This window comes from Nocardia sp. NPDC004278, from assembly GCF_053602975.1.
Map to the genome: position 1 here is coordinate 8,816 of NZ_JBSGEQ010000018.1, position 25,766 is coordinate 34,581.

19 protein-coding genes are annotated in these 25,766 nt (G+C 66.9%); 11 read left to right on the forward strand and 8 right to left on the reverse strand.

Translation table 11 applies throughout. The features are described from left to right. The first annotated feature begins 266 nt into the window (after positions 1–266). A complete protein-coding gene (prcB, locus tag ACWEO2_RS25425; protein ID WP_452407596.1) occupies positions 267–1,067 on the forward strand; it encodes a proteasome subunit beta in 801 nt (266 codons plus the stop codon). Between the two features lie 197 nt (positions 1,068–1,264). Here prcB and ACWEO2_RS25430 read toward each other — a convergent pair whose 3' ends face one another. Continuing rightward, on the reverse strand, positions 1,265–2,581 hold the full coding sequence (locus tag ACWEO2_RS25430; protein WP_452407597.1) for an acetyl-CoA C-acetyltransferase: 1,317 nt from the start codon (positions 2,579–2,581) through the stop codon (positions 1,265–1,267). Between the two features lie 239 nt (positions 2,582–2,820). On the opposite strand from ACWEO2_RS25430, the gene ACWEO2_RS25435 reads away from it, so the two are divergent. The 3 genes from ACWEO2_RS25435 (at position 2,821) to ACWEO2_RS25445 (ending at position 5,337) form a co-directional block, all read left to right on the forward strand. Then, positions 2,821–4,179: a 3-oxoacyl-ACP reductase gene (locus tag ACWEO2_RS25435; RefSeq protein ID WP_452407598.1), complete on the forward strand. Its 1,359-nt coding sequence runs from the start codon at positions 2,821–2,823 to the stop codon at positions 4,177–4,179. Beyond that, a complete protein-coding gene (locus tag ACWEO2_RS25440; protein WP_452407599.1) occupies positions 4,179–5,045 on the forward strand; it encodes a MaoC/PaaZ C-terminal domain-containing protein in 867 nt (288 codons plus the stop codon). The genes ACWEO2_RS25435 and ACWEO2_RS25440 overlap by 1 nt, the downstream gene beginning before the upstream one ends. Before the next feature lie 148 nt (positions 5,046–5,193). Then, complete coding sequence (locus tag ACWEO2_RS25445) at positions 5,194–5,337, forward strand: hypothetical protein (RefSeq protein ID WP_452407600.1); 144 nt, start codon at positions 5,194–5,196, stop codon at positions 5,335–5,337. Here the strand turns inward: ACWEO2_RS25445 and ACWEO2_RS25450 are convergent, their stop codons facing one another. The 4 genes from ACWEO2_RS25450 to ACWEO2_RS25465 form a co-directional block, all read right to left on the reverse strand. Continuing rightward, a complete protein-coding gene (locus ACWEO2_RS25450; RefSeq protein WP_452407601.1) occupies positions 5,338–6,489 on the reverse strand; it encodes a DUF5685 family protein in 1,152 nt (383 codons plus the stop codon). It lies immediately after the preceding gene. A 237-nt stretch (positions 6,490–6,726) separates the two neighbouring features. Beyond that, positions 6,727–7,326, reverse strand: coding sequence for a TetR/AcrR family transcriptional regulator (locus ACWEO2_RS25455; RefSeq protein ID WP_354956604.1), 600 nt, complete (start codon positions 7,324–7,326; stop codon positions 6,727–6,729). A 319-nt stretch (positions 7,327–7,645) separates the two neighbouring features. Continuing rightward, entirely contained in the window at positions 7,646–8,818 is a 1,173-nt protein-coding gene (locus ACWEO2_RS25460; protein WP_452407602.1) for a glycoside hydrolase family 3 N-terminal domain-containing protein, read from the reverse strand. Between the two features lie 37 nt (positions 8,819–8,855). Next, positions 8,856–10,196 (reverse strand): ADP-ribosylglycohydrolase family protein, encoded by a 1,341-nt coding sequence (locus tag ACWEO2_RS25465; protein WP_452407603.1) that lies wholly within the window; start codon positions 10,194–10,196, stop codon positions 8,856–8,858. A gap of 93 nt (positions 10,197–10,289) precedes the next feature. On the opposite strand from ACWEO2_RS25465, the gene ACWEO2_RS25470 reads away from it, so the two are divergent. The 5 genes from ACWEO2_RS25470 (at position 10,290) to ACWEO2_RS25490 (ending at position 17,790) form a co-directional block, all read left to right on the forward strand. After that, a complete protein-coding gene (locus ACWEO2_RS25470) occupies positions 10,290–10,769 on the forward strand; it encodes a universal stress protein (RefSeq protein WP_452407604.1) in 480 nt (159 codons plus the stop codon). A 57-nt stretch (positions 10,770–10,826) separates the two neighbouring features. Then, positions 10,827–11,921, forward strand: a complete 1,095-nt coding sequence (locus ACWEO2_RS25475; RefSeq protein ID WP_452407605.1) for an isochorismate synthase — start codon at positions 10,827–10,829, stop codon at positions 11,919–11,921. Between the two features lie 102 nt (positions 11,922–12,023). Then, positions 12,024–12,191, forward strand: a complete 168-nt coding sequence (locus tag ACWEO2_RS25480; protein ID WP_354956594.1) for a DUF2613 domain-containing protein — start codon at positions 12,024–12,026, stop codon at positions 12,189–12,191. A 92-nt stretch (positions 12,192–12,283) separates the two neighbouring features. Continuing rightward, entirely contained in the window at positions 12,284–16,912 is a 4,629-nt protein-coding gene (locus ACWEO2_RS25485) for an alpha-(1->3)-arabinofuranosyltransferase domain-containing protein (RefSeq protein ID WP_452407606.1), read from the forward strand. Between the two features lie 377 nt (positions 16,913–17,289). Further along, a complete protein-coding gene (locus ACWEO2_RS25490; RefSeq protein ID WP_452407607.1) occupies positions 17,290–17,790 on the forward strand; it encodes a DinB family protein in 501 nt (166 codons plus the stop codon). Positions 17,791–18,240: 450 nt separating this feature from the next. On the opposite strand, the gene ACWEO2_RS25495 is transcribed toward ACWEO2_RS25490, so the two are convergent. After that, on the reverse strand, positions 18,241–19,548 hold the full coding sequence (locus tag ACWEO2_RS25495) for an acyltransferase family protein (RefSeq protein WP_452407608.1): 1,308 nt from the start codon (positions 19,546–19,548) through the stop codon (positions 18,241–18,243). 228 nt (positions 19,549–19,776) lie between these two features. Between ACWEO2_RS25495 and ACWEO2_RS25500 the strand changes: the two genes are divergently transcribed. After that, entirely contained in the window at positions 19,777–20,886 is a 1,110-nt protein-coding gene (locus ACWEO2_RS25500; RefSeq protein WP_452407609.1) for a DUF3068 domain-containing protein, read from the forward strand. Positions 20,887–20,954: 68 nt separating this feature from the next. Here ACWEO2_RS25500 and ACWEO2_RS25505 read toward each other — a convergent pair whose 3' ends face one another. Together ACWEO2_RS25505 and ACWEO2_RS25510 are read right to left on the reverse strand one after the other, a co-directional pair. Beyond that, a complete protein-coding gene (locus ACWEO2_RS25505; RefSeq protein ID WP_452407610.1) occupies positions 20,955–21,320 on the reverse strand; it encodes a VOC family protein in 366 nt (121 codons plus the stop codon). A 482-nt stretch (positions 21,321–21,802) separates the two neighbouring features. After that, positions 21,803–23,212, reverse strand: coding sequence for a polysaccharide biosynthesis protein (locus ACWEO2_RS25510; protein ID WP_452407611.1), 1,410 nt, complete (start codon positions 23,210–23,212; stop codon positions 21,803–21,805). Between the two features lie 369 nt (positions 23,213–23,581). Between ACWEO2_RS25510 and ACWEO2_RS25515 the strand changes: the two genes are divergently transcribed. Next, complete coding sequence (locus tag ACWEO2_RS25515; protein ID WP_452407612.1) at positions 23,582–25,756, forward strand: hypothetical protein; 2,175 nt, start codon at positions 23,582–23,584, stop codon at positions 25,754–25,756. The last annotated feature ends 10 nt before the right edge of the window (positions 25,757–25,766 follow it).

Here is a 25,766-nt window from a genome sequence, read left to right on the forward strand (position 1 = left end):
CCATTGACCGAACACGGACTCGACCCACACCAGACCGGGTCCATTGACCGAACACCGACTCGACCCACACCAGACCGGGTCCATTGACCGAACACCGACTCGACCCACACCAGACCGGGTCCATTGACCGAACACGAACTCAACTCACACCAGCCCCGGTTCTAACCGAACACTGACTCCATGCACACCCGGACTGGTCCGATACGTCGCCGCCCGTGGGAGTTCGGTGCGCTGACGCCTGGGGCGGAAGTCGTTACGGTGGAGATATGGAGTTCGCGACGTCTTCCTTCTCCGAGAGCCTGCGCCGATACGCCCCAGAACTCTTGCCCAGCAGCCATTTCGGCAATGCCACGGTGAACGGCCGGGACATCGCGCCACACGGCACCACGATTGTGGCCGTCGCCTACCGCGGCGGTGTGCTGCTCGCCGGTGATCGGCGCGGCACCATGGGAAATCTCCTGGCCAGCCGGGATATGGAGAAGGTGTTCATCACCGACACCTATTCGGCGGCGGGTTTCGCGGGCACGGTGGGCATGGCCATCGAGATGATCCGGCTGTTCGCCGTCGAGCTCGAACACTACGAGAAGATCGAGGGTGTCGGGCTGACATTCGAGGGCAAGGCGAACAAGCTGTCGAAGATGGTGCGCGACAATCTGCCTGCCGCACTGCAGGATATGGCGGTGGTCCCGGTTCTGGTCGGCTACGACCTGAGCGCCACCGATCCGGAGAAGGTCGGACGGATCTTCTCCTACGATGTCGTCGGCGGTCGCAGCGAGGAGCGGTTCGGCTACACCGCGGTGGGCTCCGGTTCGCTGTTCGCGAAGTCCTCGCTGAAGAAGACCTACCGCCGCGGTATCGATGAGGACGCGGCGCTGTGGATCACCGTCGAATCGCTCTTCGACGCCGCCGAGGACGACACCGCCACCGGCGGACCGGATCTCACCCGGGGCATCTATCCGACCGTGGTCGTCATCAATTCCGATGGCGCCGTGGAGGTTCCCGCGGACCGACTCGCCGAGATCACCCGCGCGCTGGTCGAGCGTCGTGCCGCGGCGGCACATGATTGAACGCCAGGGGTGGTATTCGGTCGTGGAAACGACCGAATACCACCCTGTCTCGTGCCTGCTCGAAGGCGACAGCTGATCTCGTCAGCACATGGGTAACTCATCGGGGACGGGCTAACCCAGCCACCGCCTGCCCGCCACCCGCCAACGCCACGGTCGTCGCACTCGAGTCTGGCGCCTAAATATTCGGGGAGGCGAGATCAGCGCTCCAGGATCGCGACGACGCCCTGGCCGCCCGCGGCACAGATGGAGATCAGCGCGCGGCCGGATCCCTTCTCCGCCAGCATCTTCGCCGTGGAGGCGACGATGCGACCGCCGGTCGCGGCGAACGGGTGACCCGCGGCGAGTGAGGAACCGTTGATATTGAGCTTGCTGCGATCGATCGAACCGAGCGCGCCGTCCAGGCCGAGGCGCTCCTTGCAGTACTGATCCGACTCCCACGCCTGCAGGGTGGCGAGCACGACCGAGGCGAAGGCCTCGTGGATCTCGTAGTAGTCGAAGTCCTGCAGGGTCAGGCCGTTTCGAGCCAGCATGCGCGGCACCGCGTAGGTGGGCGCCATCAGCAGCCCGTCGGGGCCGTGGATGTAATCGACCGCGGCGACCTCGGAGTCGACCAGATGTGCGAGCACCGGCAGGTTGTGCTCGGCGGCCCATTCGTCGCTGGACAGCAGTACCGCGGAGGCGCCGTCGGTGAGCGGGGTGGAGTTGCCGGCGGTCATGGTGGCACCGCCCGCCTTGACCCCGAAGACCGGCTTCAGGGTAGCCAGCTTTTCGATGGTCGAGCCGGGGCGCAGGTTGTCGTCGCGGGTCAGGCCGAGGAACGGGGTGATCAGGTCGTCGAAGAAGCCGCGGTCGTAGGCGGCGGCCATATTCTTGTGCGACAGGTAGGCCAGTTCGTCCTGGGCCTCGCGTGAAATGCCGAATTCCTTGGCGGTAATGGCGGCGTGCTCACCCATGGACAGCCCGGTGCGCGGTTCGGCATTGCGCGGGATTTCGATGCCGAGCATGCCGGGGCGCAGCTGGCCGACCAGCTTGAGGCGGTCCTTGGTGGTCTTGGCGCGGTTCGCGTCGAGCATCCACTCGCGCATCGCATCGCTGACCCCGATCGGGGCATCGCTGGTGGTGTCGGTGCCGCCGCCGATACCGACCTCGATGCGTCCGGCGGCGATCGCGTCACCGACGGTGACAACCGCCTGCAGGCCGGTACCGCAAGCCAATTGGAGGTCGTGGGCCGGGGTGTAGGGCGACAGCTTGCTGCCGAGCACGCTCTCGCGGACCATGCCGTGCTCGCCGACGCGCTTGAGCACCGCGCCGCCGACGACCATGCCGAGGCGTTCGCCCTGCAGGCCGAACCGGCTGACCAGCCCGTCCAACGCGGCGGTGAACATGTCCTGGTTCGAGGCGTGGGCATAGGCCTTATCGGAGCGGGCGAACGGAATCCGGTTGCCGCCCACGATGGCGATCGGGCGCGGGGCCTTCTTTGCCGTGCTCTTCGCTGAACGGGCTTTGGTTGTCACTCGAGTCTCCAAGGTCTCGTCGGGTGCCCGGTGGGCCGTTCGGCGCGGAAGTGTCCGCGCAGATCGGCGCCCCGTCGCGGTTGGTTTACTTTAAACTTACTCTGGAGTAAGTTTATTGTCGACACCGTACCCCCGGAAGTCTGCGTAAATTCGCGCCGGGGCATGTAGTGAGTGCGCAGACCATTCGGCAGGGCGCGAGCCGAAACCACGACACACGAGACACAGAAAAGGGAGAAACAGTGGCCGTCAGCAAGAGCAAGGGTGCTCCCAACCTCTACGGATCGTTCGTACACTCCGCTCCGGGCCAATTCCTGGCGAGCAAGCTCGGCTTGCCGCAGCCGGAGAACCTGCGCCGCTATCGGGCCGGTGAGCCGCCGCTGCCCGGTCCGGTACTGCTCGGCGGCAAGGGCCGGGTCGCCGAACCCGTGCGCACCCTGCTGTCGGACTACACCTTCGCCGATGCGCCCGCCGCCGGGCAGAAGTACGGCGCGCTGGTGTTCGACGCGACCGGCGTCGGCTCGATCGAGGATCTGTCGCAGCTGTTCGAATTCTTCCAACCTGCCATGCGCAGCGTTGCCGCATCCGGTCGCATCGTGGTCATCGGCACCACGCCCGAGCTGACCGCGAGCGTCGACGAGCAGATCGCCCAGCGCGCGCTCGAGGGCTTCACCCGCAGCGTCGCCAAGGAACTGCTGCGCGGCGCCACCGCCCAGCTGGTGTACCTGCATCCGGAGGCGTCCGCGACCGCGTCCGGACTGGAATCCACGCTCCGCTTCCTGCTTTCGGCCAAGTCGGCATTCGTCGACGGTCAGGTCATCCGGGTCGGCAAGGCCGATGCGGTGGCCCCGGCCGCCTGGGACAAGCCGCTCGACGGCAAGGTCGCCGTGGTCACCGGCGCCGCGCGCGGCATCGGCGCGACCATCGCCGAGGTATTCGCCCGCGACGGCGCGACCGTGATCGTCGCCGATATCCCGGCCGCCGGTGAGGCCCTGTCGGCCACCGCGAACAGGGTCGGCGGCACCGCGCTCGCACTCGACGTGACCGCGTCGGACGCCGCGGAGAAGTTGGCCGAATTCGCCACCGAGCGCTTCGGCGGCATCGATATCATCGTGCACAACGCGGGCATCACCCGTGACAAGCTGCTCGCCAATATGGACGAGGGCCGCTGGAAGTCGGTCATCAACGTGAATCTCGCCGCACCGCACCGCATTACCGAGGGGCTGGTGGCGCGTGGCGCGCTGCAGGAAGGCGGCCGCGTGATCGACGTTTCCTCCATCGCGGGCATCGCGGGCAACCGCGGCCAGACCAACTACGGCGCCTCCAAGGCCGGTGTCATCGGCATGGTCAATGCCGAGGCGCCGAAACTGGCCGAGAAGGGCATCACCATCAACGCGGTCGCGCCCGGCTTCATCGAAACCGCCATGACCGCAGCCATTCCGCTGGCCACCCGCGAGGCCGGTCGTCTGATGAGCTCGCTGCTGCAGGGCGGGCAGACCGTCGACGTCGCCGAGACCATCGCCTACTTCGCCAGCCCGGCGTCGAATGCGGTGAGCGGCAATGTGGTTCGGGTCTGCGGACAGAGCCTGATCGGAGCATGATGACGGAAATGATCACGCTCACCGAACCTCCCAAGAACAGCAGCCTGTTCGTCAAGGCCGCGCTGGGTGCGGTACCGGTGCCGCTGATCTCGGCACGCAAGTCGACCGTGCCCGATCGCGTCGTGCGGCTGGACGGGCTGCGGGTGGATCCGGATCACCTGGCCGCGTACTGCCGCGCGACCGGGCTGCGGTTCGGTGATTCGCTGCCGCTGACCTACCCGTTCATCCTCAGCTTCCCGCTGGCGATGCAACTGGTTGTGGCACGCGACTTTCCGTTCGTCGCGGTGGGTGCGGTGCACGCGCAGAACCTGATCGAGCGCACCCGCGAGATCTCGGTGAGCGAGCCGCTGGACTTCAAGACGCACATCGAGAACCTGCGTGAGCACCCGAAGGGGCTGCTCGTGGATGCGATCACCGAGGTGAGCGTCGGCCGGGAACTGGTGTGGCGTCAGGTCACCACCTTCCTGCACCAGCAGCGCACCTCGCTCTCCGGTGAGCCGAAGCCCGAGCCGAAGCCGGAAGAGGTTCCGCCGCCGCCGATGCGGACCATTCGGGTCGATCAGAAGACGATCACCCGGTACGCGGCCGCCTCCGGTGACCACAACCCGATCCATACCTCGGCCCTGGGCGCCAAGGCCTTCGGATTCCCGAGGGCGATCGCACACGGCATGTGGTCGGCCGCGAATATCCTCGCCAATGTCGAGGGGCGGATCCCGGAAAAGGCGACCTACGCGGTCAAATTCGGCAAGCCGATTCTGCTGCCGTCCACGGTGAACGTGTACGCTGATAAGGCCGAAGGTGGCTGGGATCTGGCCTTGCTGCACCCGCAGAAGGGGTACTCGCATCTGACGGCCACCCTGCGCTGAATTCGATCGCTCACGGAGCCGCATCCGATTTCGGATGCGGCTCTGCGCGTTTCACGATGCTCGAATTGCGACATGTCCGTATACGAGACGGTCCGCCGGTCGCCCCGACGGGTACCGCGAGTTCGCGGAGAGCTACTACGAAGTCGCGGTGGCTCTCGGCGCTGTCGCCCATATCTTCAGCCTCGGGCCATTGACGGACGAGATCGTCGCCGCGTCGAACCCGGATCTCGGTCTGGCCGACTTGGCCGCGGATATCGACGAAATCGACTATTCGACTACCCAGATGGGGTGATCAGCAGCCGCAATCGCAGCCGCAGTCGCCACAGTCGCAACCGCAGTCACAGCAATCGCAGCAGTCGCCGCAGTCGCAGCAGTCGCAGTCGCAGTTCTTGATCCAGGCATCCTTGCGTTGGCCATTGCAAGGGTTGGTGTGATCGGCGCAGCAGGCGTAGCCGGTGCAATAGACGCCGAGGACCAGTGCGAGGGCCTCGCCGATGCCGGGGCGGCGGACCGGTGGGCGCTTTTCGAAGTCGGGCGGCGGGGCCGGGTATTGCGCGGTGGCGGTGTGGCGGGACACGTTGCAGGCGTGGGCGGTTGCGCCGATGCCGCGGCCGACTCGGCGGACCAGGGCGTGCAGTGGGTCGAGCAGCATCCAGCGGATGGTGGGGATCTGGTCCAGTTGGACCTCGGCGACCGCCTTGCGCAGCTGCGAATCGGACTGCCGCAGAAGGTCGTAGGCCTCCGGCATGGTGGTTCCGGTGGCGGCGAGTGGGTTGAAGCGACCGCGCGTCCGATCCTCATCGAAGTCATCGACGGCATCCGTGAGGTGTGCGATTCGGCCGAAATGCCTACCGGCCTCTCGCAATGCGGCGATGTTCTCTGGACGATCGGCCAACACCGCGGTGTGGGCGAACAGTTCCGCAGCGCAGATCTGCGTCGGGGCGGTCAGATCGTCGAGAGAGATTGCGGGAGCCAGAGTTTCCAGGTGCGCCTGCGAATTGATCGCGGCAACAAGTGGTTCCACATCCAGGCCGATCAGCGACGCCTGCGATCGTGCGCGGTCCGCCCAGCGGCTCGACACCTTCGTCATCGGACGCCGGGTGAGCGCGGTGCCGTCACCGTCATCGACGTGATCGCGAATCTTGGCCGATCCCAACAACAGTGACGCGATGGAAGCCAGCAGCACCCCCGGTGAATCCGCCGCCGCCACCTCCGCCCGGCGCATCCCGCGCAGCGCACACGGTCCGGCCGTGGTCCGCGCCATCGGACCCGACAGCTGCGCCTCGGTCAGCACACTCAGCACAATCGCATCGGTATTGGTCGCCGCCCGCGCCAACTGCCCATGCCCATCCCGCAGCCCCAAACACAGCCCGCACATATGCGTGCGCCACTCGGCGGAATCGATCCCATACTTCTCGGCCCCATGCGAACACGGCCGCAACATCCCGAACAATTCCGCCCCGTTCCCCGGCCACTGCGCCGGTCCCTATCTTCGACCACCCGCACTCTCGCAGCCCACCAACACAGCCGCAAGCCGAGCCACCCCACCGGCTGCCACCAAGCGAGTCGCCCGGAGATTTACCCCGGCCACCTCAATACACCCGCTGGCTACGCGACCAACGATTTTCCTCACCCGGCCCCAGCGGCTCGTCTGCACCGTCCCCGCCGAACCCAGCGGCTGCTACTCGGCCTTCTTGCGGCCCGCAAGACCGCGCCAAGCCAAATCGTCGAGGAGGTCTACGGCCTCGGATACCTCGATGCGGCCGCTGGCTACTCGGTCGGCGATTGCTTCGCCAGCGCCGATGACGGCTACCGCGACTACGTCGAAGTTGGTGCCGGGTTCGGCGTGTTTTGCACTGGATTCGAGGAGTTTGGCGGTTAGTTCGATGACTCGTTCGCGGGCGTTCTCGATTTCCGAGGCGAAGGCTTGCTGGCCGATTGCCTGGCGGTAGAGGACCTGCCAGGAGTTGCGGTTGCGGTCGACGAAGCCGAGGAAACCCTCGAGGGCTGTGCGGACCTGCTCATGCGGGGACAGCTGGGGGTTGCCCGCCGGTGCTACCGATTCGATGAAGCGCAGCCCCTCCCGCTGGATGCAGGCACGGAACAATTCATCCTTGGAGCCGTAGTACAGGTACAGCATCGGCTTGGAGATCTTCGCCTCGGCGGCGATCGCGTCCATCGACGTGTCGTGGAACCCCCTACGCGAGAACACCTCGACCGCGGCGTCGAGCATCTGCTGCTCACGGACCGCCCGAGGAAGTCGCTTCGTCCCGCCCGCCATTCACTCTCCTACCATGGTGAAGCTTTTATATTACTCCAAGGTAAGTTCGGCGGGTCGGATTGCGCGTTCGCAACTTCACCACGCTGGGCGACGCTGAGCTCCTTCCTTAGGACCGCGATGTCCTTGGATTTGCTGACACAGCTGTGCAACCGTCCAGCAGAGCGATACTACGGGCATCCTCCGACAACGCGGCTGTACAACATACGACGACGGCCCGCAGCTTCTGCTCGCAGGTCGCCCGAAAGGGTCAGCAGCGATTGCTTGCCGTCACTCGAACGGGTCCGCGGCGGCTACTCGCCAGTCGCGCCAAAACGGCAGCTCAGCAGGTCTGCAGCGCACCCTTGTACCGCGCCATCCGCAGCACCGACTCGTCGACCCGAGCCGCGCTCAGCCGACCATTCGACACCGCCTGCTCCAGCCGGTCCAGCACCTGGGGCACCGCATCGGTGGTGATCCAGAGCGCGCTATCCGCACCGGCGACCAGCGCGGCCTCGACCGCATCCTCGATGCTCATCCGGCTGGTGATGGCGGCCATACCGCCGAGGTCATCGGTGAAAATCGGGCCCTGGAACGGGGCGGCGCCATAGCCGGTGCCGTCGCGCAGCAGCGACATCGCCTGCGGGCTGATGCTGGCGGGCACATCGGGGGTGGTCAGGTCGGGTACGTCGAGGTGGCCGACCATCACGGCGGCGCCGGAATCGATGAGATTGCGGAACGGAGCCAGGTCGACATTCTGCAGCTGGGACAGCGGCGGGGTGCGCACGGCACCGGTATGCGAATCGCCCGATCCGGAACCGTGCCCCGGGAAGTGCTTCATGACCGTGCCGACACCGACCTCCTTCATGGCGCGGATGTAGACGTCGGCGTACTCGGTGACCACTGCGGGGTCGTCGGAGAAGGAGCGGTCACCGATCACCGAATCGTCGGGCTGGCTGCTCACATCGACATCGGGTGCGAAGTCCACCGTCACGCCCAGATCCTTCAGCGCCCGGCCACGGGTCACGGTGGCATCGTGGAACTGCTGGGCGGTCATGGTCTGGGCGGTCGCCCGAGCCGATGGCGCCGCACCGATCAGGTCCTTGGCTCGGGAGACGCGGCCGCCCTCCTCATCGATGGTCACCATCAGCGGCACCTTGGCCACCGCCTTGACCTGTTCGATCAGACCACTGCCCAGCAGTGACTTATCGGTCCATCCGCCCACGAAAATGCCGCCGACCTGGGAGGTGCGCACCACATTCGTGGCATCGTCGGCGCCGGTGACACCGACTGTCAGGAGCTGGCCCAACTTCTCTCGCAACGTGAGTTTTGCGAGGTAGTCGGCATCGCAGCCGCGCTTCACCGGGCTGGTGGCGGGTGTGGTGGCACCGGTCGCAGCTCCGGTCGTGAGGCCGGGGGTCGCCGATGGCGACGGCGCGGAGCTGGAGTCGCCGCTGGAGCAGCCGGTCGCGACGGCGGCGAGGATTGCGAGCATGACGAGAGGCGTCTTTCGCATGTGTCCACGGTAGTCGGCGCGCTCGGGTCGATCCGACTCAGGTAGTGCTAGCGGCGAGTCGCTGGGTCCTGCGGGCCAGGTCGGATATGCGGCTGCCGTCGTAGCCGAAGACCGCACTGTGCAGCCGGTCGTGGAACGGGTCGGTCCAGTGCGCCGGGATGGCGGTGCCGACCAGGATTCCGGCGACCGAGCCCGCGGTGGCGCCGTTGGAGTCGGTATCGCAACCACCTTGTACGGTGAGCCCGATGGTGCGGGTGAAATCGCCTGCGCCCCAAAGCAATCCGGCGGTGACGAGGCAGGCGTTCGGAACGGCGTGCACCCAGTTGTAGTGGTCGTGGCGGCGGTGGATGGCCGCGACGGCCCGCTCCCAGGACATGCCGCTTTCCCGGTCCGCGATAACCTCCGCGACCGCGGCGGACAACCTCGAACCTTCCGGAATGCATTGTTGGGCAATGGAAAGCGCAGACGCTATGCCGTCGGCGGTGAAGGCGGCAGCGACCAGTGCGGCCGCCCACATCGCCGCGTAGACACCGTTGCCGGTATGTGAGAGTCCGGCGTCGCACGCGGCGAGTGCGGCAGCGCGCACCGGATCACCCGGACTGATATAGCCGAAGATATCGGCGCGAATCATCGCACCGATCCACTCGCGATACGGATTTCGATACCGAGCCACCCGCGGCGGGGCCAAGCCGTTGATCAAATTGCGGTAGGCGACCCGCTCCGCGGTGTAGGTCTGCAGGAACGGCAGATGCTCCAGCCACGCGTCCGCAACATCGGATCGGGTGAAATTCTTTCCGCACGTTTCCAATAGATGCAGTCCGAGCACGGTGTAATCGATATCGTCATCGCGCGGAGCTCCGTCGATACACCCCTGCACCGATACCGGCCAGCTCGGATTCAGCGGATACTCCGTCGACGGCGGTAATAATGCGGGCACATAGTCGGTCAGCGGATAGGCGCGGGCGCGTTCGAGATAGCCGCGTATTCGCGCAGGCGTCCAGACGAATCCATTCTCCAGCGGTTTACCGAGTGTGCAGCCCACACAGCGTCCGAGCCAGCCACCGTGAATCCGCTCGAACAGTTCGGCATCGGATAAATCCGAGACCACCGACTCGATTGCTTGCGACGCAGTCGGTTCGGGCAGATCCGACTCGTCATAACTCCAGCCGGGATCGCGCTCGGCGGTTTCGAGCCGGTCGAATAGCGTCCAGCACGCCGCAGGGTCGGCATGATCGGCGGTGGCAAGCGTGCGCACATCCGACTCGAACTCGGCCACCAGATAGCCCGATTCGAGCCGTTGCCGCCATTCGTAATACAGCAGCGTCCGTGGCTCGATCTCATGCCTGCCGAAGAACACCAGTTCGTTCGCATTGGACATATGCGCAGATTATCCGCGCGCGGCACACCGCGGGGCAGGCTGGTCCGGAGTAATGTTGTGGCGTAGCCATGTGACTCCCATCAGGAGGTCATCGTGCCGTGCGATCTAATGCTCATCGCCTATGACGGCTCCGAGAATGCCAAGCGGGCCATCGAATACGCAGGCCGATTTCTCTCGGCGAATAGAGCCGTGGTGCTCACCGCGTGGGAACCGATGGTGCGCCAGGCCGCTCGGCTGTCCGGACTCTCGGGTGTGATGCAGCCGGAGTGGGTCCCCGATGAGGAGATCGAGGACATCGCCTATGTCGACGCGCGCCATATCAATATCGAGGGCGTCCGCCTCGCCAAACTCGCCGGGCTCAATGCCGAGGCGCGCACCGCCGAATGCACTTCCACGATATGGAACGCCATTGTCGAAGCCGCCGACGACCTCGACGTCGACATCATCGTGGCGGGCACCCGCGGCGCCACCGGCATTCGCGCCCTGATACACAGCAGCGTCGCCGACGCCGTACTCAAGCACTGCCACCGTCCGGTGCTCATGGTGCCGCCCGGCAGGGAGCCGCGCCGCTGAGATTTGGATCGCTCGAGTGGCTTCGCGCGGGGTTTGCGGGGTTAGGGTCGAAGGATCATGAACGGTTTCTTGCTCGCCCAGCCCGGTGGAGTGGTCCGTGCCTCGGGGACCCGGGTCGCCTTCGAGGAGGTGGCGCGGGCGGTGGCGGCGCTACGAGACGGATCCGCGGAGCTGATCGTCGGGGCACTGCCGTTCGATCCGCGGAATCCGGCCGCGCTGAGCGTGCCCGAGCAGGCGCAACGCACCGTCGGGCCGTGGCGGCCCGCGGCGCTGCCCGAACTGCCCGCCGTTCGGGTCATCACCGAAATACCAAGTCCGGCCGAACATATCGCACGGGTGACGAAACTGGTCGAGCAGTTGCAGGATCCGGCGCAGCCGCTGCGCAAGGTCGTCGCCGCCCGCTCGGTACTGGCCGAAGCCGATAGTGCGCTGGATCCGGAGCTGGTCGCGGGACATCTGCTGACCAGGCATCCGCACGCGAATGTGTTCGCGGTCGATCTGACCGCCGCGGGTCGCCCCGGCGCGACACTGGTCGGCGCCACCCCGGAGGTTTTGGTCGCACGGCACGGCGCCACCGTCACGCTGCACCCGCTCGCTGGCACGCTGCCGCGCCTGGCCGATCCGGATGCCGATGCCGCACAGGCGCGAGAGTTGTTGTCCAGCACCAAGAATCGCGACGAGCACGCCTTCGTCATCGAATGGATCCGGGAGGTGCTCGCGCCGGTCTGCGCGGAACTGACCATCCCGGACGGCCCGCAGCTGATCAATACGCACGAGGTCTGGCATCTGGCCACCCCGATCACCGGCCGTCTGCGCGATCCCGCGACAACCGCACTCGACCTGGCCATCCGGCTGCACCCCACTCCCGCGGTGTGTGGCACGCCGACCGATCTCGCCCTCGACACGATCGCCCATATAGAAGAGGAGCGCGGCTTCTACGGTGGCGCGGTCGGCTGGTGCGATGCGCACGGCGACGGGGAATGGGTGGTCGCGATCCGAAGTGCGGAACTATCCGCCGACGGTCGTTCGATCCGCGCCTTCGCGGGCGGCGGGATCGTGGCCGCCTCGGATCCGCATGCCGAATTGGACGAGACCACCGCGAAGCTGCGCACCTTGCTGGGCAGTTTGCACTGCGCGATTCCGAGCGACTGAGGTCATTCGATTCGGCTATCGGCGGGTTGACCGTATGTGATCGAGCCCCGCCCTGCTAGGTTGGCCCGGAATGTGCCTGCATCGATGTATTGGAGTGCCGCGATGAAGTTTGCTGTCCCTGGTGTTGCGAGTGCGGTCGCTGGCGCCGTTCTGGGTGCGGTCGCGGTGTTCGTCATCACGATGGCAGTGCAGCAGAACACGCGGCCGAATATCGAGCGCTCCGACTCCAACTCCTCGCTACTCAACAACGTTGAGTACGGCAGCCGCTGATCCACAGCAGTTCGAACGACCGTCGCGGAGGCGATAGCACGACGCGTCGACTCGACGGTTCCCCGCTCGGCAGGCGCTGGTTCGTCGGGACCGTGGTCGCGGCGTTCCTGCTCACTTTTCTGCAGGCGCCCGGCCTGACGGTCGCCGACACCAAATACGATCTGGCGCAGAATCCGCTGGGCTTCCTCGAACGCGCCGCCCACCTGTGGAGCAGTCAGGCCCCGATGGGGCAGGTGCAGAACCAGGCCTACGGATACTTCTTTCCGCACGGCGCATTCTTCTCGGCCGGGCATGTGCTCGGTCTGCCCGCCTGGGTGACCCAGCGGATCTGGTGGGCGTTGCTGCTGCTCGCCGGGTTCTGGGGCATCGTCCGGCTCTGTGAAACGCTCGGCATCGGCCGTCGCGGGTCCCGGGTGGTGGCCGCGACCGCGTTCGCACTCTCACCGCGGGTGCTGACCACGCTCGGGTCGATCTCATCGGAGACGCTGCCGATGGTGCTCGCGCCATGGGTGTTGCTCGCGCCCGCCGCATTGGGCACCGCCTATCGCACGCACAAGCGCGGCGGTGCCGCCTCGCCCGCCGGGAGTGCGCTGGCGCTGGCGCTCATGGGCGCGGTGAATGCGGTGGCAACGGTCGCCGCATTTCTGCCCGCACTGCTGTGGTGGGCGTCGTATCGGCCGAACCGGCGCTGGTGGCGATTCACCCGGGCCTGGATTCCGCTGCTGGTGCTTGCCACCTTCTGGTGGGCGGTGCCGCTGCTCGTGCTCGGCAAGGTCAGCCCGCCGTTCCTGGACTACATCGAATCCTCGGGTGTGACCACGCAGTGGGCGTCCCTTGGTGAGGTGCTGCGCGGCACCGACAGCTGGACGCCGTTCGTCTCACCGGAGCGCATCGCGGGTGCGGTGCTGGTGACCCAGCCCGCGGCGGTGCTGGCCACCGGACTGCTCGCGGCGGCGGGTATGGCCGGGTTGGCGATGCGGTCCATGCCGTATCGGGGGCGGCTCGCGCTGATCCTGCTGGTCGGATTGGTCGGGATCTGCGCCGGATATGTCGGTGAGCTGAGTGGGCCGTTCGCGGATTCGGTGCGGGTATTCCTGGATGCCGGTGGCGCGCCGCTGCGCAATGTGCACAAGTTGGAGCCGCTGATCCGGATTCCCCTGGTGCTCGGCCTGGCTCAGCTGCTGACCAAGGTGCCATTGCCCGCGTCGGTTCCGATGCCGGTGTGGCGCAGCGCCTTCGCCCATCCCGAACGGGACAGGTCGGTCGCGGTCGCCGCATTGATCCTCACTGCGCTCGCACTGTCCACCTCATTGGCCTGGACCGGGAAACTGGCGCCGCGCGGGGCCTACGACGAGGTGCCCGGGTATTGGAAACAGACCGCGCAGTGGATGTCCGACCATGCCTCCGATACCCGGGCTCTGGTGGTGCCCGGCGCGCCCTTCGGCAGCCAGGTGTGGGGACTGACGCGTGATGAGCCGCTGCAGGCACTGGCGAGCACGCCGTGGGCGATCCGCGACGCGGTGCCGCTGAATCCGCCGGGCACCATCCGCGCGATGGATTCGGTGCAGCGGTTGATCGCCGACGGCAGGCCGTCGAGCGGTCTCGCGGCAACGCTGACCGAGCAGGGCATCGGAATCCTGGTGTTGCGCAATGATCTCGATCCGGATACCGCACGCTCGACCCGGCCGATACTGGCGCATCAGGCGATCGACGGTTCACCCGGATTGCACAAGGTCGCCGAATTCGGCAATCCGATCGGGACGGCCGTCATCTCCGACCATCTGGTCGTCGACGGTGATCTGCGGCCCGCCTATCCGGCGATCGAGATATACCGGGTCGAGGCACGGCCGCCGGGTACGCCCGTCGAAATACACAGCGGCACCGGCGCTCCGACGTCGTTCCCCGGCGCATACACGGTGCCGCTGGCCGAGGTCGAGACGATGCAGGGCGGGTCCGAGGTACTCGAACGGCTGCATCGTGATGCCGATACCGCGCCGAGGCTGCTCGCATCCGATGCAACCGCCGCCGGACTGCCGATCGGGCCATTGACCGTCACGGATACGCCGATGGCGCGGGAGGCCGATTTCGGCAAGGTGGACAACCACAATTCGGCGCTGCGCGCACCGGACGATGCGCGCCGCACCCATAATCTGGTGCCCGACTATTCCGTCCCAGGCGCGGAGTTGGTGCGCGGGGAATGGTCCGGCGCGACGATCACCGCATCGAGTTCGGCCGCCGACGCCACCCAGTTGGGCGGATCCGCGCCGGGCAGTTCGACCGCCGCCGTCGTCGATGGCGATCCGTCGACCGCGTGGATCAGCAATGGCGCCGAACACGCACTGGGACAGTGGCTTCGGCTCGATCTCGACCACCCGATCGGCACCGGACTGCTGCAACTGACCACCAGTGCGGCGGCCATCGGCGACCCGGTGAAATGGGTCGAGGTGCGCACCGCGCACGGCAGTGTCTCGGCCCGGATTCCCGAACCCGGTGCACCGGTGTCGATTTCCTTGCCAGCTGGGCAGACCGACTGGCTCAGCATTACCGCCATCCGTACCGCAGACGGCACGCGGGGTGGGCAATTCGGCATCAGCGAACTGACCCTGGACGATTACACCGTCCGCACCGCGCCGGTCCGGGTCGACATCCGGCATCGGACGGTATTGCCGCCCACCCCGGCGGGCGCGCAGGTCCATGCCTGGGATCTCGGACAGGAATTCCCTGGTCGCAGTGCTTGTTTCGATGCACCGGACCGGGTTCGGTGTAGTAAGGGACTCGCCCTGGCGCCAGAGGAGCCCGGTGCGTTCGAACGCACGCTGTCGGTTCCGGAACCGATGACCGTCACGCCGGAGCTGACGGTGCGAACTCGACAGAGCCCCGAACTGGAGGCGCTGCTGACCGACCAGTCGCGTCCCGTGGCGCGCGGCAAGGCCGATGTCGGCGATCTGCGCGGTTCGGCCTTCGCGGCCACCGATGGGGATCCGCGGACGAGTTGGACGGCGCCGGAGGATTCGGTGCGGAACCTGGCAGGCGGCAAACCAACGCTCGAGCTGGAACTGCCCGAACCCGCTTTGGTCACGGGGCTGGAATTGACACCGTCACTCGGTGAACTGCCCGCCGCACCGCTCGCGGTGGCGGTAAATCTCGGCAATGGCCCGCAGGTTCGCGAACTCGAGCCGGGCAAGCCGACTCGAATCTCATTGCAGCCCACGGTGACCGATCGCATCGAACTGAGCATCCAGAGTTGGCGGCCGGTACTCGATCGCACCGCGCTGGGCTTCGCCGTCACACAACCGCCCGGGCTCGCCGAGGTGTCGGTGCTCGGACCGGAGTATCCCGCGCCCGCCGGGCCCGATCGGTTGATCACCATCCCGTGCGCGCAGGGTCCCACGATTGCGCTCGGCGGACGGTTCGTGCATACCACCGTCACTGCGACGGCCGATGAATTGCGTTCCGGTGCACCGGTTCCCGCGCGGGTGTGCACGAATTCGGAACTTCCCACAGATTCGGTCGGCGCCGATGAGATCGCGGTACCCACCGGGCGAGCCGATGTGACGGTCGCGCCGACCTCACTCTTCTCCGTCGACCGACTTCGCCTGAACCGCACCGATTCCGCCGCCACCGGTATCGGCCGATCCGATCACGGGAAACAACTGCTCGTCCTGCCGCTCAGCACCAATGTCGGATGGCGGGCAAGCGCTGCCGACGGCAGTGCACTCGAACCGATCGTGGTCAACGGATGGCAGCAGGGCTGGCTGCTACCGGACTCGGGATCGAAACCATCCGGCCCGATCACCGTCTCCTTCCCCATCGACCGCTGGTACCGCCTCAGCATCTTCGGCGGTCTGCTGCTACTGATCCCGTTGGTCCTGCTGGCCATCCCCCGCCCCCGCCGGATCCCGACTGCTGGCGGCTCAGAGTCGAGATCCCGCACGAGCCCAGACGCCAACCGAAATGCGACTGATACACCCAGCCGTACCGACTCCACCATGCGAGTTGTCGACTCCAACGCGGACGCAGCCAACCCCGACGCAAACGTTGCCGACTCCAGTGCAAGCGCCGCCGACCCCGGCTCGAACGTTGCCGACTCTGGTGCGGACGCCGCCGACCCCAACGCGAATGTTGGCAACTCCAATACCGGTGCAGCCCCCCCCGGTCCGAACGCAGGCGACTCCGATGCGAACGCAACCAACCCGAGCGCGAACACCCACGCTCCCAACGCGAACAATGCCGACTCTGGTGCAAACGTTGCCGACTCCGGTACAGACGAAGCCCAACCCAAGGCACACACCGCGGAATCCAACGCGAACGTTGCCGATCTCGACCCGAACGCAGCTGACTCCAGTGGAGACGCAGCCAACTCCAGCGTGAATGCAATCGACCGGACTGTGGACAACGGGCCGACTCCGACCACATGGGGCAATCGCATCCTCGGCGCGATCGGAATCGGCGCTGTCGCAACGGTTATCGCCGGACCGGTCGGCACCGTGCTCACCGTGATCGCGCTCGCCGCGACTCGCTTCTCCGCACGGATAACGTCGAAAGTCCTTGCCGCCATTGCTGGCCTCGGCACCGCCACCGCCGCGGCAGCCCTATCCACCGGACCATGGCGCGCCGCAGGCGGATACATGGGTGGCTCCCTGTGGGTCCAACTGCCCGCACTACTGGCTGTGATCGCCGTCGGCGTCGCCGCACTCCCGCCACGACACAAAGACCCGTAACGCATCGAAAGCCCATGCCGCCGCTATCGACCTCGCCACCACCGCGGTCCACCCCACCCGACCACGACGCACCACAGACGGATACAACGAACACACAAACAGCTCCCTGGATGTGCAACTACCCGCACTCCTAGCTGCGATCGCCGACGGCATCAGCCATGCTCCCGCGCCCCTGAGCCCATGCTGCCGTTGCTGGCCTCGGCACCGCTGCGGCAGCCCGGACCGTGGCGCGCCGCAGGGCGGATACATGGGCAGGTCGCTGTGGGTCCAACTGCGCGCGCAGCTGGCCGTTATCGCCGTCAGCCGGGCTCCCGACATGACGCAAAGACCGTTCGCGGACGCCGGAAAACCCTCCGCGCACTGCTAGCGTCGGATGCGTGACGGCGTGCGTGGAGTGCGGATTCGACTACGAACCCGCGTTGGTTCCCGAGGTGTCGACGCTGGCCAGGGTGCACGCGGTGGAGTACGCGACACTGCTCGGTCAGGATGAACAGCGACTTCGGCGCCGACCTGCACCCGAGGTGTGGTCGCCACTGGAGTACGCCTGCCATGTGCGGGATGTCCTACTCGCACAACGGGAACGCGTGCTGCTCGCCCGCCGCGCCGACGCACCGGCGCTCCAGCCGATGGGTCGCGACGAACGCGTCGAACACGACGGCTACAACGACCAGCAGCCATCCGATGTCGCCCGCCAACTCGCCGATGCGGCCCTACTCTTCGCCAACGTCCTCGACCGCCTGACACCCCCGGACTGGAACCGCACAGTCATCTACAACTTCCCGGACCGCCAAGAGCGCCCCCTCCACTGGCTCGCCCTACACACCCTGCACGAACTCCGCCACCACCTACTCGACATCCGCCGCCAACTCGAGAGCTGACCGCCCCCACACCACCAGACCTCGCAGCCACCAGACCTCGCAGCCATCCGACCTCACCAACCGCCGGGTCCACAACTCCCCAGCCCGCCAACCACCCGGCCGCAACGTCGCCCCAGATGGACAAACGATCACCGTGCTTTGATGCAGTGCAAACACCGAGAGTGCCCCTGCATGAGCGCATCCTCGACGGCCGGGCGATCTCGGAGGGGCGAGGTGCGCAGCTACCTGGCCCGCCGCAGTCGCCCGGATCCCGCGGGCCACATTCTGCTGCCACCTAGTCCGGCAGCCCGATCTCGCAACACAAAGCCCAACTCGACGAACTCGCCATGTGGCGCGACACGCCCGCCCACCGCGCCATTTCCCCCAACTGGACAAGCGATCACCATGCGCTGACGCAGGCAAACACCGAGAGCGCCCCTGCATGAGCGCATTCTCGACGGGCGTGGAGGTTCAGGGGAGGGGCTTGGGGGGCGGTCCTTTGGGGAGGGCAGTGACTTTCGTGGTGGTCGTGGGCTGGGGGGGTATCGAGGTGAGGGCGGGCGCTGGGGGCTCGCCGAGCGGATTTGCTGTAGCGGCGTCGGCGGTGGATGGGTGGGAGGCAGCGGCTTTGGCGTGGTCGCGGTCTCGGGCGAAGCGGCGGGCTGGTTCTTCTATGAGGGCGTAGCTGGCGGCGGCGATCGGGAGGGTTAGTGCGATGGTCAGGATGAGGACTTCTTTGAAATCGCCGCTGAAGGGGAGGATTCCGAAGACCGGGAAGACCACGGATAGGACTGCGAGGTGCCAGAGGAAGATGCCGTAGGACCAGCGGCCGATGGTTGCGGCGACCGGGGATTCCAGCCAGCGATGGGGGCGGGCGCCGGGCGGGCGCAGTACCAGTGGGGCGAGCAGGGCGAATCCGATAATGGCGCCGAAGCCCATCTTGGCCGCGTACTGCCACGGCTCGGCGCGGGTCAACCCGGCGGGGCCGCCGAGATCGGTGGCGGAGAGCAGGAAGGCGATCAGCGCGACGGTCCACATCACCGGTTGATTGGCGAGCAACCGCAGCCGTGGTGATAGCTGATCCCTATTGTCAATGAGCTCGGCCAGCAGCATGCCCACCGCGAACCACGGCAGATATCCGGGCAGCCAATTGTCGGCGTGAATGGCGTCGGGCGTCGGTACCGGAATGAAATTCCAACTCAGGCTGATCGCCGCCAGCGCGAGGATCGCGGGTATGCGCCAGCGGGCGGCGTCGCCGCGCAGCCGCACCACCGCGAAGGCCAGCACGGGCAGCACCAGATAGAAGGCCACCTCGACGGACAGACTCCACATCTGGGTGAGTCCATCGGTCAGCGTCAGCGGCACGAAGACCTGCGTCAGGGCCAGATTCGAAACCCATACGCGCAGGCCAGCAGTGCCGGCCGCACTCGGAACCAAGATCAGAACCGCGGCCACCACAACCCAGTACGCGGGCAGAATGCGCGCCGCTCGGTGCCGCAGGTAGTAGCCGACCGAGGGCGCGGTCCCCAACCCGCGCGCCTTCGCGGCATGCGGACGCCACAGCAGGAAGCCCGACAGCGCGAAGAACACCGCGACCGCCATATCGAACCGTTCCCAGATCCGGCCCAGCACCGGCGTATTCGCGGCGCCGGTCTGGAACGCGACGTGGGTCAGCAGCACACCCAGCGCGGCCATGCCACGCATACCTTCCAGGGCAGGCACGAAACCCCGCGTGCGAGCGGGCGCGGCTTCGGTCGGTGTGGGAGGGGTAGCGGTCATCGGACTCCAGTCTGCAGGTCCGTTCGAGCGACCTGCAAGCAGTCGTACCTACCGGCTGGTAACCCAACGTTTCAGATTTCGCGTTAGACTCTGGCGATTTCTGGGTCGAATCCGGCCTCGACACCGCATAGTACGACAACGGACTGTTAGTGTCGGGGCTCACGAGTGCCGCGGCGCGCCCGCAGTACTTGCCGCACAGACCCGTGTTCTACGACGAGGAGAGTTTGCATGGCACTGAGTGCCGGAACCAGAAGGACGGTGGCCTGCCTGCTCGTGGGTCTGGGCGCGTTGTTGATCGTCGCCGCGGTGATGATCCCGACCTACACCGTCAGCAAACTGGCAAAAACTCCCCTCGACCTCGAGATCACCACGATTGCGACGAACCAGCCCGGCGAGGACAGCCTCGTCCTGGACGCCAAGTCGCTCACCGCACCCGAGGGCGCGGCCAAGGTCGACACCAATGTGCCGTTGGTCTCGCAGCGGTTCCTCACCGTCGAGGACCCCTCCGACGCCACCGAGATGACCGTCCAGGCCGGTCAGACGCTGCGGCGCATCGATAAGCAGGGCGACACCGGCCTGCTGACCGCGACCATCGACCGGGTCACCATCGACCGCAAGTCCGGCGAGCCGGTGGCCAAGGAGCCCAACGGCTCCATTGCCGTCACGGTGAACAAGGACCTACAGAGCATCGCCGACCCGGTGCAGCACACCGGCCTGCAGTACCGCTTCCCGATCGGCACCGAGAAGAAGACCTACCCGTACTTCGATCTCAACGTGCGCAAGACCTTCGACGCCAAGTTCATCGAAGAGACCGAGATCAACAGCACGAAGGTCTACCACTTCCAGATGTCGGTCCCGGCGACCAACCTGTGGGACGTGGTCCAGGCGCCGACCAATCGGCTGAGCCTGCCCGCCGCGAAGTGGGGCCTCGAAGGTGACGAGCCGGTCACCATGACCCGCTACTACACCAACACCCGCGACCTGTGGGTCGAGCCGAAGACCGGCACCGTGGTCAAGGGCGGCGAGCAGCTCAACCTGTTCTACGCACGCAGCGCCGACCACCCCGACGTCACCGCGCTGAAGTCGCACCTCGTCTTCGATGAGAACACCATCGAATCGCAGCTCTCGGTCGCCAAGGAGAACATCGACAAGCTGTCGCTGTACGGCCGGATCATGCCGATCGTGCTCGGCGTGCTCGGTGTCGCCGCCCTGGTCGGCGGTGCGATCCTGGGGATCCGCGGTGGATCCGCCGGTGCCAGCGTTGGTCGGCGCGGTGGTCCGGGCCGGGGCGGGGATGACGCTCCTACCCAGCAGTTCAGGATCCAGAAGAATCTCTGACGGCAGTTCCGATACTCGGCTCCCCGGCATTACGCCTGGGAGCCGAGTTCGTTTTGGGGGCAGTTCGATCAGGTGGCGGACGAACTCGAGGGATACGCGACGGGATGCGACGGCTGGTACAGCAGCATCAGCCCCGCGCCCGGGATCTTCATGTCGACGCAGCGCCCGAATCTCCGCTCGGCAATGTCGCCCTCGAATCGCGCTCCACGCCCGGCCAATTCCGCCATGGTCTGCTCGATGTCATCGCATATCAGCGAAATCTCGTGGCGCGGTGGGCCATCGGCGGGGTGTACCCCGAGTTCGCTCGGCCCGGTTCCGAAAATCAGCCACCCACCATGGGCGTCCACATTCGGCCAGCCGAGAACGTCGCGGAAGAACGCGCGAGCCGCATCCGGATCCTCCGCATAGACCAGTGTGTGCACAGCGGTGATCATGCTGGTGATCGTAGGCGAGCCGGTGCGGTCGGGTGGGTGATCGCGAGCCGGTGCGGTCGGGTGGGTGATCGCGAGCCGGTGCGCCCAGCAGGAGATCACCAGCGAACCGACCGCTCAGACAACCACAGGCGAACCGATATGCCCACGCAGCGATCGTTGGTGAAACAGCACACCAGACAGGCAGTCATCGCCGAACGGCGCACCCACGCGAGGGAACGTCAGCAAGCCGGTGCGCTCAGGCAGGTGATCGTGAGCCGGTGCGCTCAGGCAGGTGATCGTGAGCCGGTGTGCTCAGGCAGGTGGTCTTCAACGAACCCGCTCACCCGAACAGATAGTCGCCAGCCACGCGACCGCCGACGAACCGCCGCACCCGAGCAGCCGATCATCGACGAACCACTCACCCGAACGGACAATCGCCACCCAGCCACCCGACCGCCGACGAACCGCCGCACCCGAGCAGGCGATCGCTAGCGAACCTGCGGTCAGGCGGGTGATGGGGAGCGTTCGGCGGTTCGCAGGACGATGGCCGCGACCAGGATCGTGGTGGCGGCAGCGACGGCGACGGCAGTGGTGATCAGGGCGGGGACCGAGCGGGCGAAGGAGGCCATCAGGACCAGCTCGACCGCGAGGCCGAGCCACGTCAGTGCGGCAAGGGAGGTCCGGTCTACCGCGATCGCCGAGAGCAGTGCGCCCTGGAGCACCGCCAGGATGGCACCCTGCAGTGCGAACAGCCACAGCATGCCCTGGATCGGCGCATAGTCCTGTCCCGCGAACAGGGGCGCCAGCGGTGCCGTCACCGCCGCACCCACTACCGCAACGATCCCGATGCCGGACAGCACGGCGAGCGCATCCCGGATCGCCCGCGCCGAATGCGTCGGCTGCGCCATCCGCGGATACAACACCACCCCCACCGCCTGCGGCAGCCAGAACGCGATCTTCGTGGCAATCGCCCCGAGCGCATACCGACTCGCATCCGCCTCCGCCAACACAATTCGCGCAACAATCAAATCCGCTGACGACAACGCCATCAATGCCGCCTGCGCCTGCGCCGCCCGCAACACCGGCACTACCCCAACCGCTTGCGCTCCCCCGTCCGAGGCGCCGGATACACCCCAGGCCCATAACCGCGCCACCCACCGATTGGCGCCACGCACGCCTTCGGAGCGGACCGCACGTGTCGATCCATCGTGGCCAACTCCCTGTGTCGGTACCCCGCGCGTCACATCGCCGGAACCGCCGACCCCATATCCCGGTGCTTCGGACCCATCGCGGGGGGACGGTTCCGTTTCCGCATCGGCTGTGGGGCTGGTGCGAGGGGGTGTGGATGCGGTGTAGCGGGCGAATGCGGCGGCGGCGGTAATGCCGAGGGCGGCGGCCCAGAGGGCGGGCGCGGCGGAGCCGCCCAGTGCAAGGACTACCAGGGCGGGAGCTACGCGTGCGATTCCGGCCGTGCCGAGGACTATCGCCAATGCGCGAAAGCGTCTGCCGCCCTGCAGGATGCCCTGTTCGCCGGATAGCAGCACCAGGGCGGGGGCCGCGCCGAGTGCGGCGGCGCAGGCGACCACGCCGACATTCAGCACCGCGGTCACCAGCGGAACCAGCACCGCGGCGACAACCGCGACGATTACCGCACACCGCCACTGCAACCGACGCAGCGCCGAGACGCTCGCGCCCCGCACCAATTCCCGCGCGACCACATTCTGCAATGCCAGCGCGGGCACCGCGCACAACAACTGCACCGCGAGCAGACTCGCGAATTCGCTGTACCCGCTGACCCCCAACCACCGGCTGGCCAGCATCTGCAGCAGATACCCCGCCACATTCGCCGTCATCGCGCCAGCCGTCACCAACGTCAGATCCGCGACAACGGGTAGACGACGGACGGCAGGCACGCCGCAATCGTCCCACCCACCCCCCGAGCCCTATACACCCATCCCAACAAGCCCAGTCCACACCCCCCGACCGACCCACACCCCCCAATGCGATCACGCATTCGTCGAGAATGCGCTGATGCAGGCTGCTCTCGACGTTTACCTGCATGAGCGCATGGTGATCATCCGTCCAGGGGACGCGCAGATTCGCCCGCGCGGGCCCCGGGTTTCTCGGGTGCGAGAATTCGGGCGGCGAAACGCATTCGGATACGGCGTAGGCCCGGGGCCGCGGGTGGGCATGGCCCGGGGCCGCGGGTGGGCATGGCCCGGGGGCGCGGGTGGGTATGGCCCGGGGCTGGTGGGTTCGCATTCGGGACGTAGGGTGCACGCGTGAGTGACTGGCCGGCTGGGCGCGCACGGTGGGTGCGATTCGCACCGGCCGGGTACAGCGGGGGGTTATCGCTGCTCATTGCCGGTCCACTGCTCGGACCGGGCTATCTGCTGCTGCGCGATGCAGTGAGTACGCCGCGCTCCTATCCGACGGATTCGGCGCTGGGGCTCGGTGCCGCGGCCCCGCGCGCGGTGCCGCAGGACGCGCTGCTCGCGGCGCTGTCATCGATCATCGATGGCGGACTGATCGTCAAAGCGATCCTGGTCGTCGCGCTGTGGGCGGCCGGATATGGCGCGGCGGTGCTGGCCCGCGAATTGCTCCGGGTATCGACCGGACCGCAACTGGTCGCGGTCACCGTCGCTCTGTGGAATCCGTATGTGGCCGAACGTCTGCTGCAGGGCCATTGGAGTCTGCTGACGGGCTATGCCGCGCTGCCGTGGACCGCGCTGGCCGCATACCGAATTCGCCAGCGCAACGCGCCGGATGCCGCATTCCACGCGTTCGACGAGTCTGGTGTGGATCGGCGCATCGCTTCGACCGCCACCGACCGCGCCGATTCGACCGCTACTGCGGCACCTCAGAATCGCAGTCCAGCACAAGCTGCTGATCGCCGCCCGCGATTCCACCGTGCCACCAAGACGACAGGAAGTACGGCAGCCTCATGGGCCGCACTGGCCGCATGCTTCGCCGCCGCAGGACTCACCCCGACCGGCGCGCTGCTCGCGGGCGGTACCGCTGTCGTCCTGATCGGACGGCGAAACCTCCTCGGAACACTCGCACTGCTGCTGGTCGCATCCGCGCCGTGGTTGACCGCGACGGCACTGTCCGGCGCAGGCTCCGAACCCTCCGACCCAGCCGGAATCGCCGCCTTCGCCGCCCGCGCCGAACCCGCCCTCGGCACGCTCGGCAGCCTGGCCGGACTCGGCGGCATCTGGAACGCCGATTCGGTCCCGCACTCCCGCACCACCGCACTCGCCCTGATCGGCACCGCCCTCCTCCTGATCCTCGTGGCAACCGGCATCCGCGCTGCTTGGACCAAGAAGACATCCGCGACCGGCACTTTCCCGCCCCGCCCCACAGCCGCCACCTCCACGACTCACTCGACACCCGCCGCACCCAAGCCGAACACCACTGGTAGGACCGCAACGAGCGACAACACCCGAACCCGTTCCGCAGCCCCCACCGATATCGAACCCGGCACCACAGTCCCGACCGGCCGCACCGCCCATGTCGAATCCGATGCAGCCATTGCCCATTCGACAAAACTGGGGGCCGAGTCCACCGCGATCGATCGCGCGAGCATCCGTATTCGCCGCGTCCTACTGATGCTGGCCGCCGCCGCGGTCGTACTCCCCGCCTTGGGCGCGACAGCGTGGGGCATGAGCGCCATGGAATGGCTCGTCGCCAATGTGCCCGGCACCGGGCTGCTGCGTGACACGCAGAAGTACGTGGCACTGGCAATGCCCGCCTACGCGCTGTGCGCCGCGGCCGGGTGCCGGACCGCTGCCGGGTGGTTCACCACAGCCGCGTCGACCGAACCGCCCGCCCGCAACTCACGAACGACCGCAATGTCGCTGACCGCAGCGCTATTCATCGCACTGCTCGTACTGCCGCTGTTCGATCTCGCCTGGGGCGTTGGCAATCAACTGCGTCCGGTGCACTATCCGGTGAGCTGGCAGCAAGTCGCCAACCGGATCGATGGCCCGGGCGATATCGCGGTGCTGCCCGGAGGCATGTTCCGGAAATTTCCGTACAGCGGCAAAGTGCCGGTATTGGATCCGGCCCCTCGCATGCTGCCGCGTGACGTGCTGCAGACCGGCGAACTCCCGGTGCACGGCCGGACGGTCGCCGGTGAAGGCGCCAGCGCCCGGGAAGTGGAATCCGTACTGCTGCACGGAGGTTCGGCGCGGCAGCTGGCGGACCTCGGTGTCGGCTGGGTCCTGGTCGAGCGCACCACTCCCGGACCACTCGGCGAGTCGAAAGCGACACTCGCCCAATTGACGACGGTCTACACCGACTCCGAACTCGCACTGTACCGAGTCCCCGGCAGCACCGACCGGCCCGCCGAATCACACACCACCCTGCGGGTGATCGCCTATGCCGCCCACCTCATTTGGGCCGCACTGCTGATCGGTGGACTGCTACTGGCCGCACTATTGCGCCCTCCTGCCTGAAAACGCTTAC

Bases quoted from the DNA above. Each gene is read 5' to 3' on its own strand.
- prcB (WP_452407596.1), top strand. From the start codon at position 267: ATGGAGTTCGCGACGTCTTCCTTCTCCGAGAGCCTGCGCCGATACGCC.
- ACWEO2_RS25440 (WP_452407599.1), top strand. From the start codon at position 4,179: ATGACGGAAATGATCACGCTCACCGAACCTCCCAAGAACAGCAGCCTG.
- ACWEO2_RS25450 (WP_452407601.1), bottom strand. From the start codon at position 6,489: ATGTTGCGGCCGTGTTCGCATGGGGCCGAGAAGTATGGGATCGATTCC.
- ACWEO2_RS25455 (WP_354956604.1), bottom strand. From the start codon at position 7,326: ATGGCGGGCGGGACGAAGCGACTTCCTCGGGCGGTCCGTGAGCAGCAG.
- ACWEO2_RS25460 (WP_452407602.1), bottom strand. From the start codon at position 8,818: ATGCGAAAGACGCCTCTCGTCATGCTCGCAATCCTCGCCGCCGTCGCG.
- ACWEO2_RS25465 (WP_452407603.1), bottom strand. From the start codon at position 10,196: ATGTCCAATGCGAACGAACTGGTGTTCTTCGGCAGGCATGAGATCGAG.
- ACWEO2_RS25475 (WP_452407605.1), top strand. From the start codon at position 10,827: ATGAACGGTTTCTTGCTCGCCCAGCCCGGTGGAGTGGTCCGTGCCTCG.
- ACWEO2_RS25480 (WP_354956594.1), top strand. From the start codon at position 12,024: ATGAAGTTTGCTGTCCCTGGTGTTGCGAGTGCGGTCGCTGGCGCCGTT.
- ACWEO2_RS25495 (WP_452407608.1), bottom strand. From the start codon at position 19,548: ATGACCGCTACCCCTCCCACACCGACCGAAGCCGCGCCCGCTCGCACG.
- ACWEO2_RS25500 (WP_452407609.1), top strand. From the start codon at position 19,777: ATGGCACTGAGTGCCGGAACCAGAAGGACGGTGGCCTGCCTGCTCGTG.
- ACWEO2_RS25505 (WP_452407610.1), bottom strand. From the start codon at position 21,320: ATGATCACCGCTGTGCACACACTGGTCTATGCGGAGGATCCGGATGCG.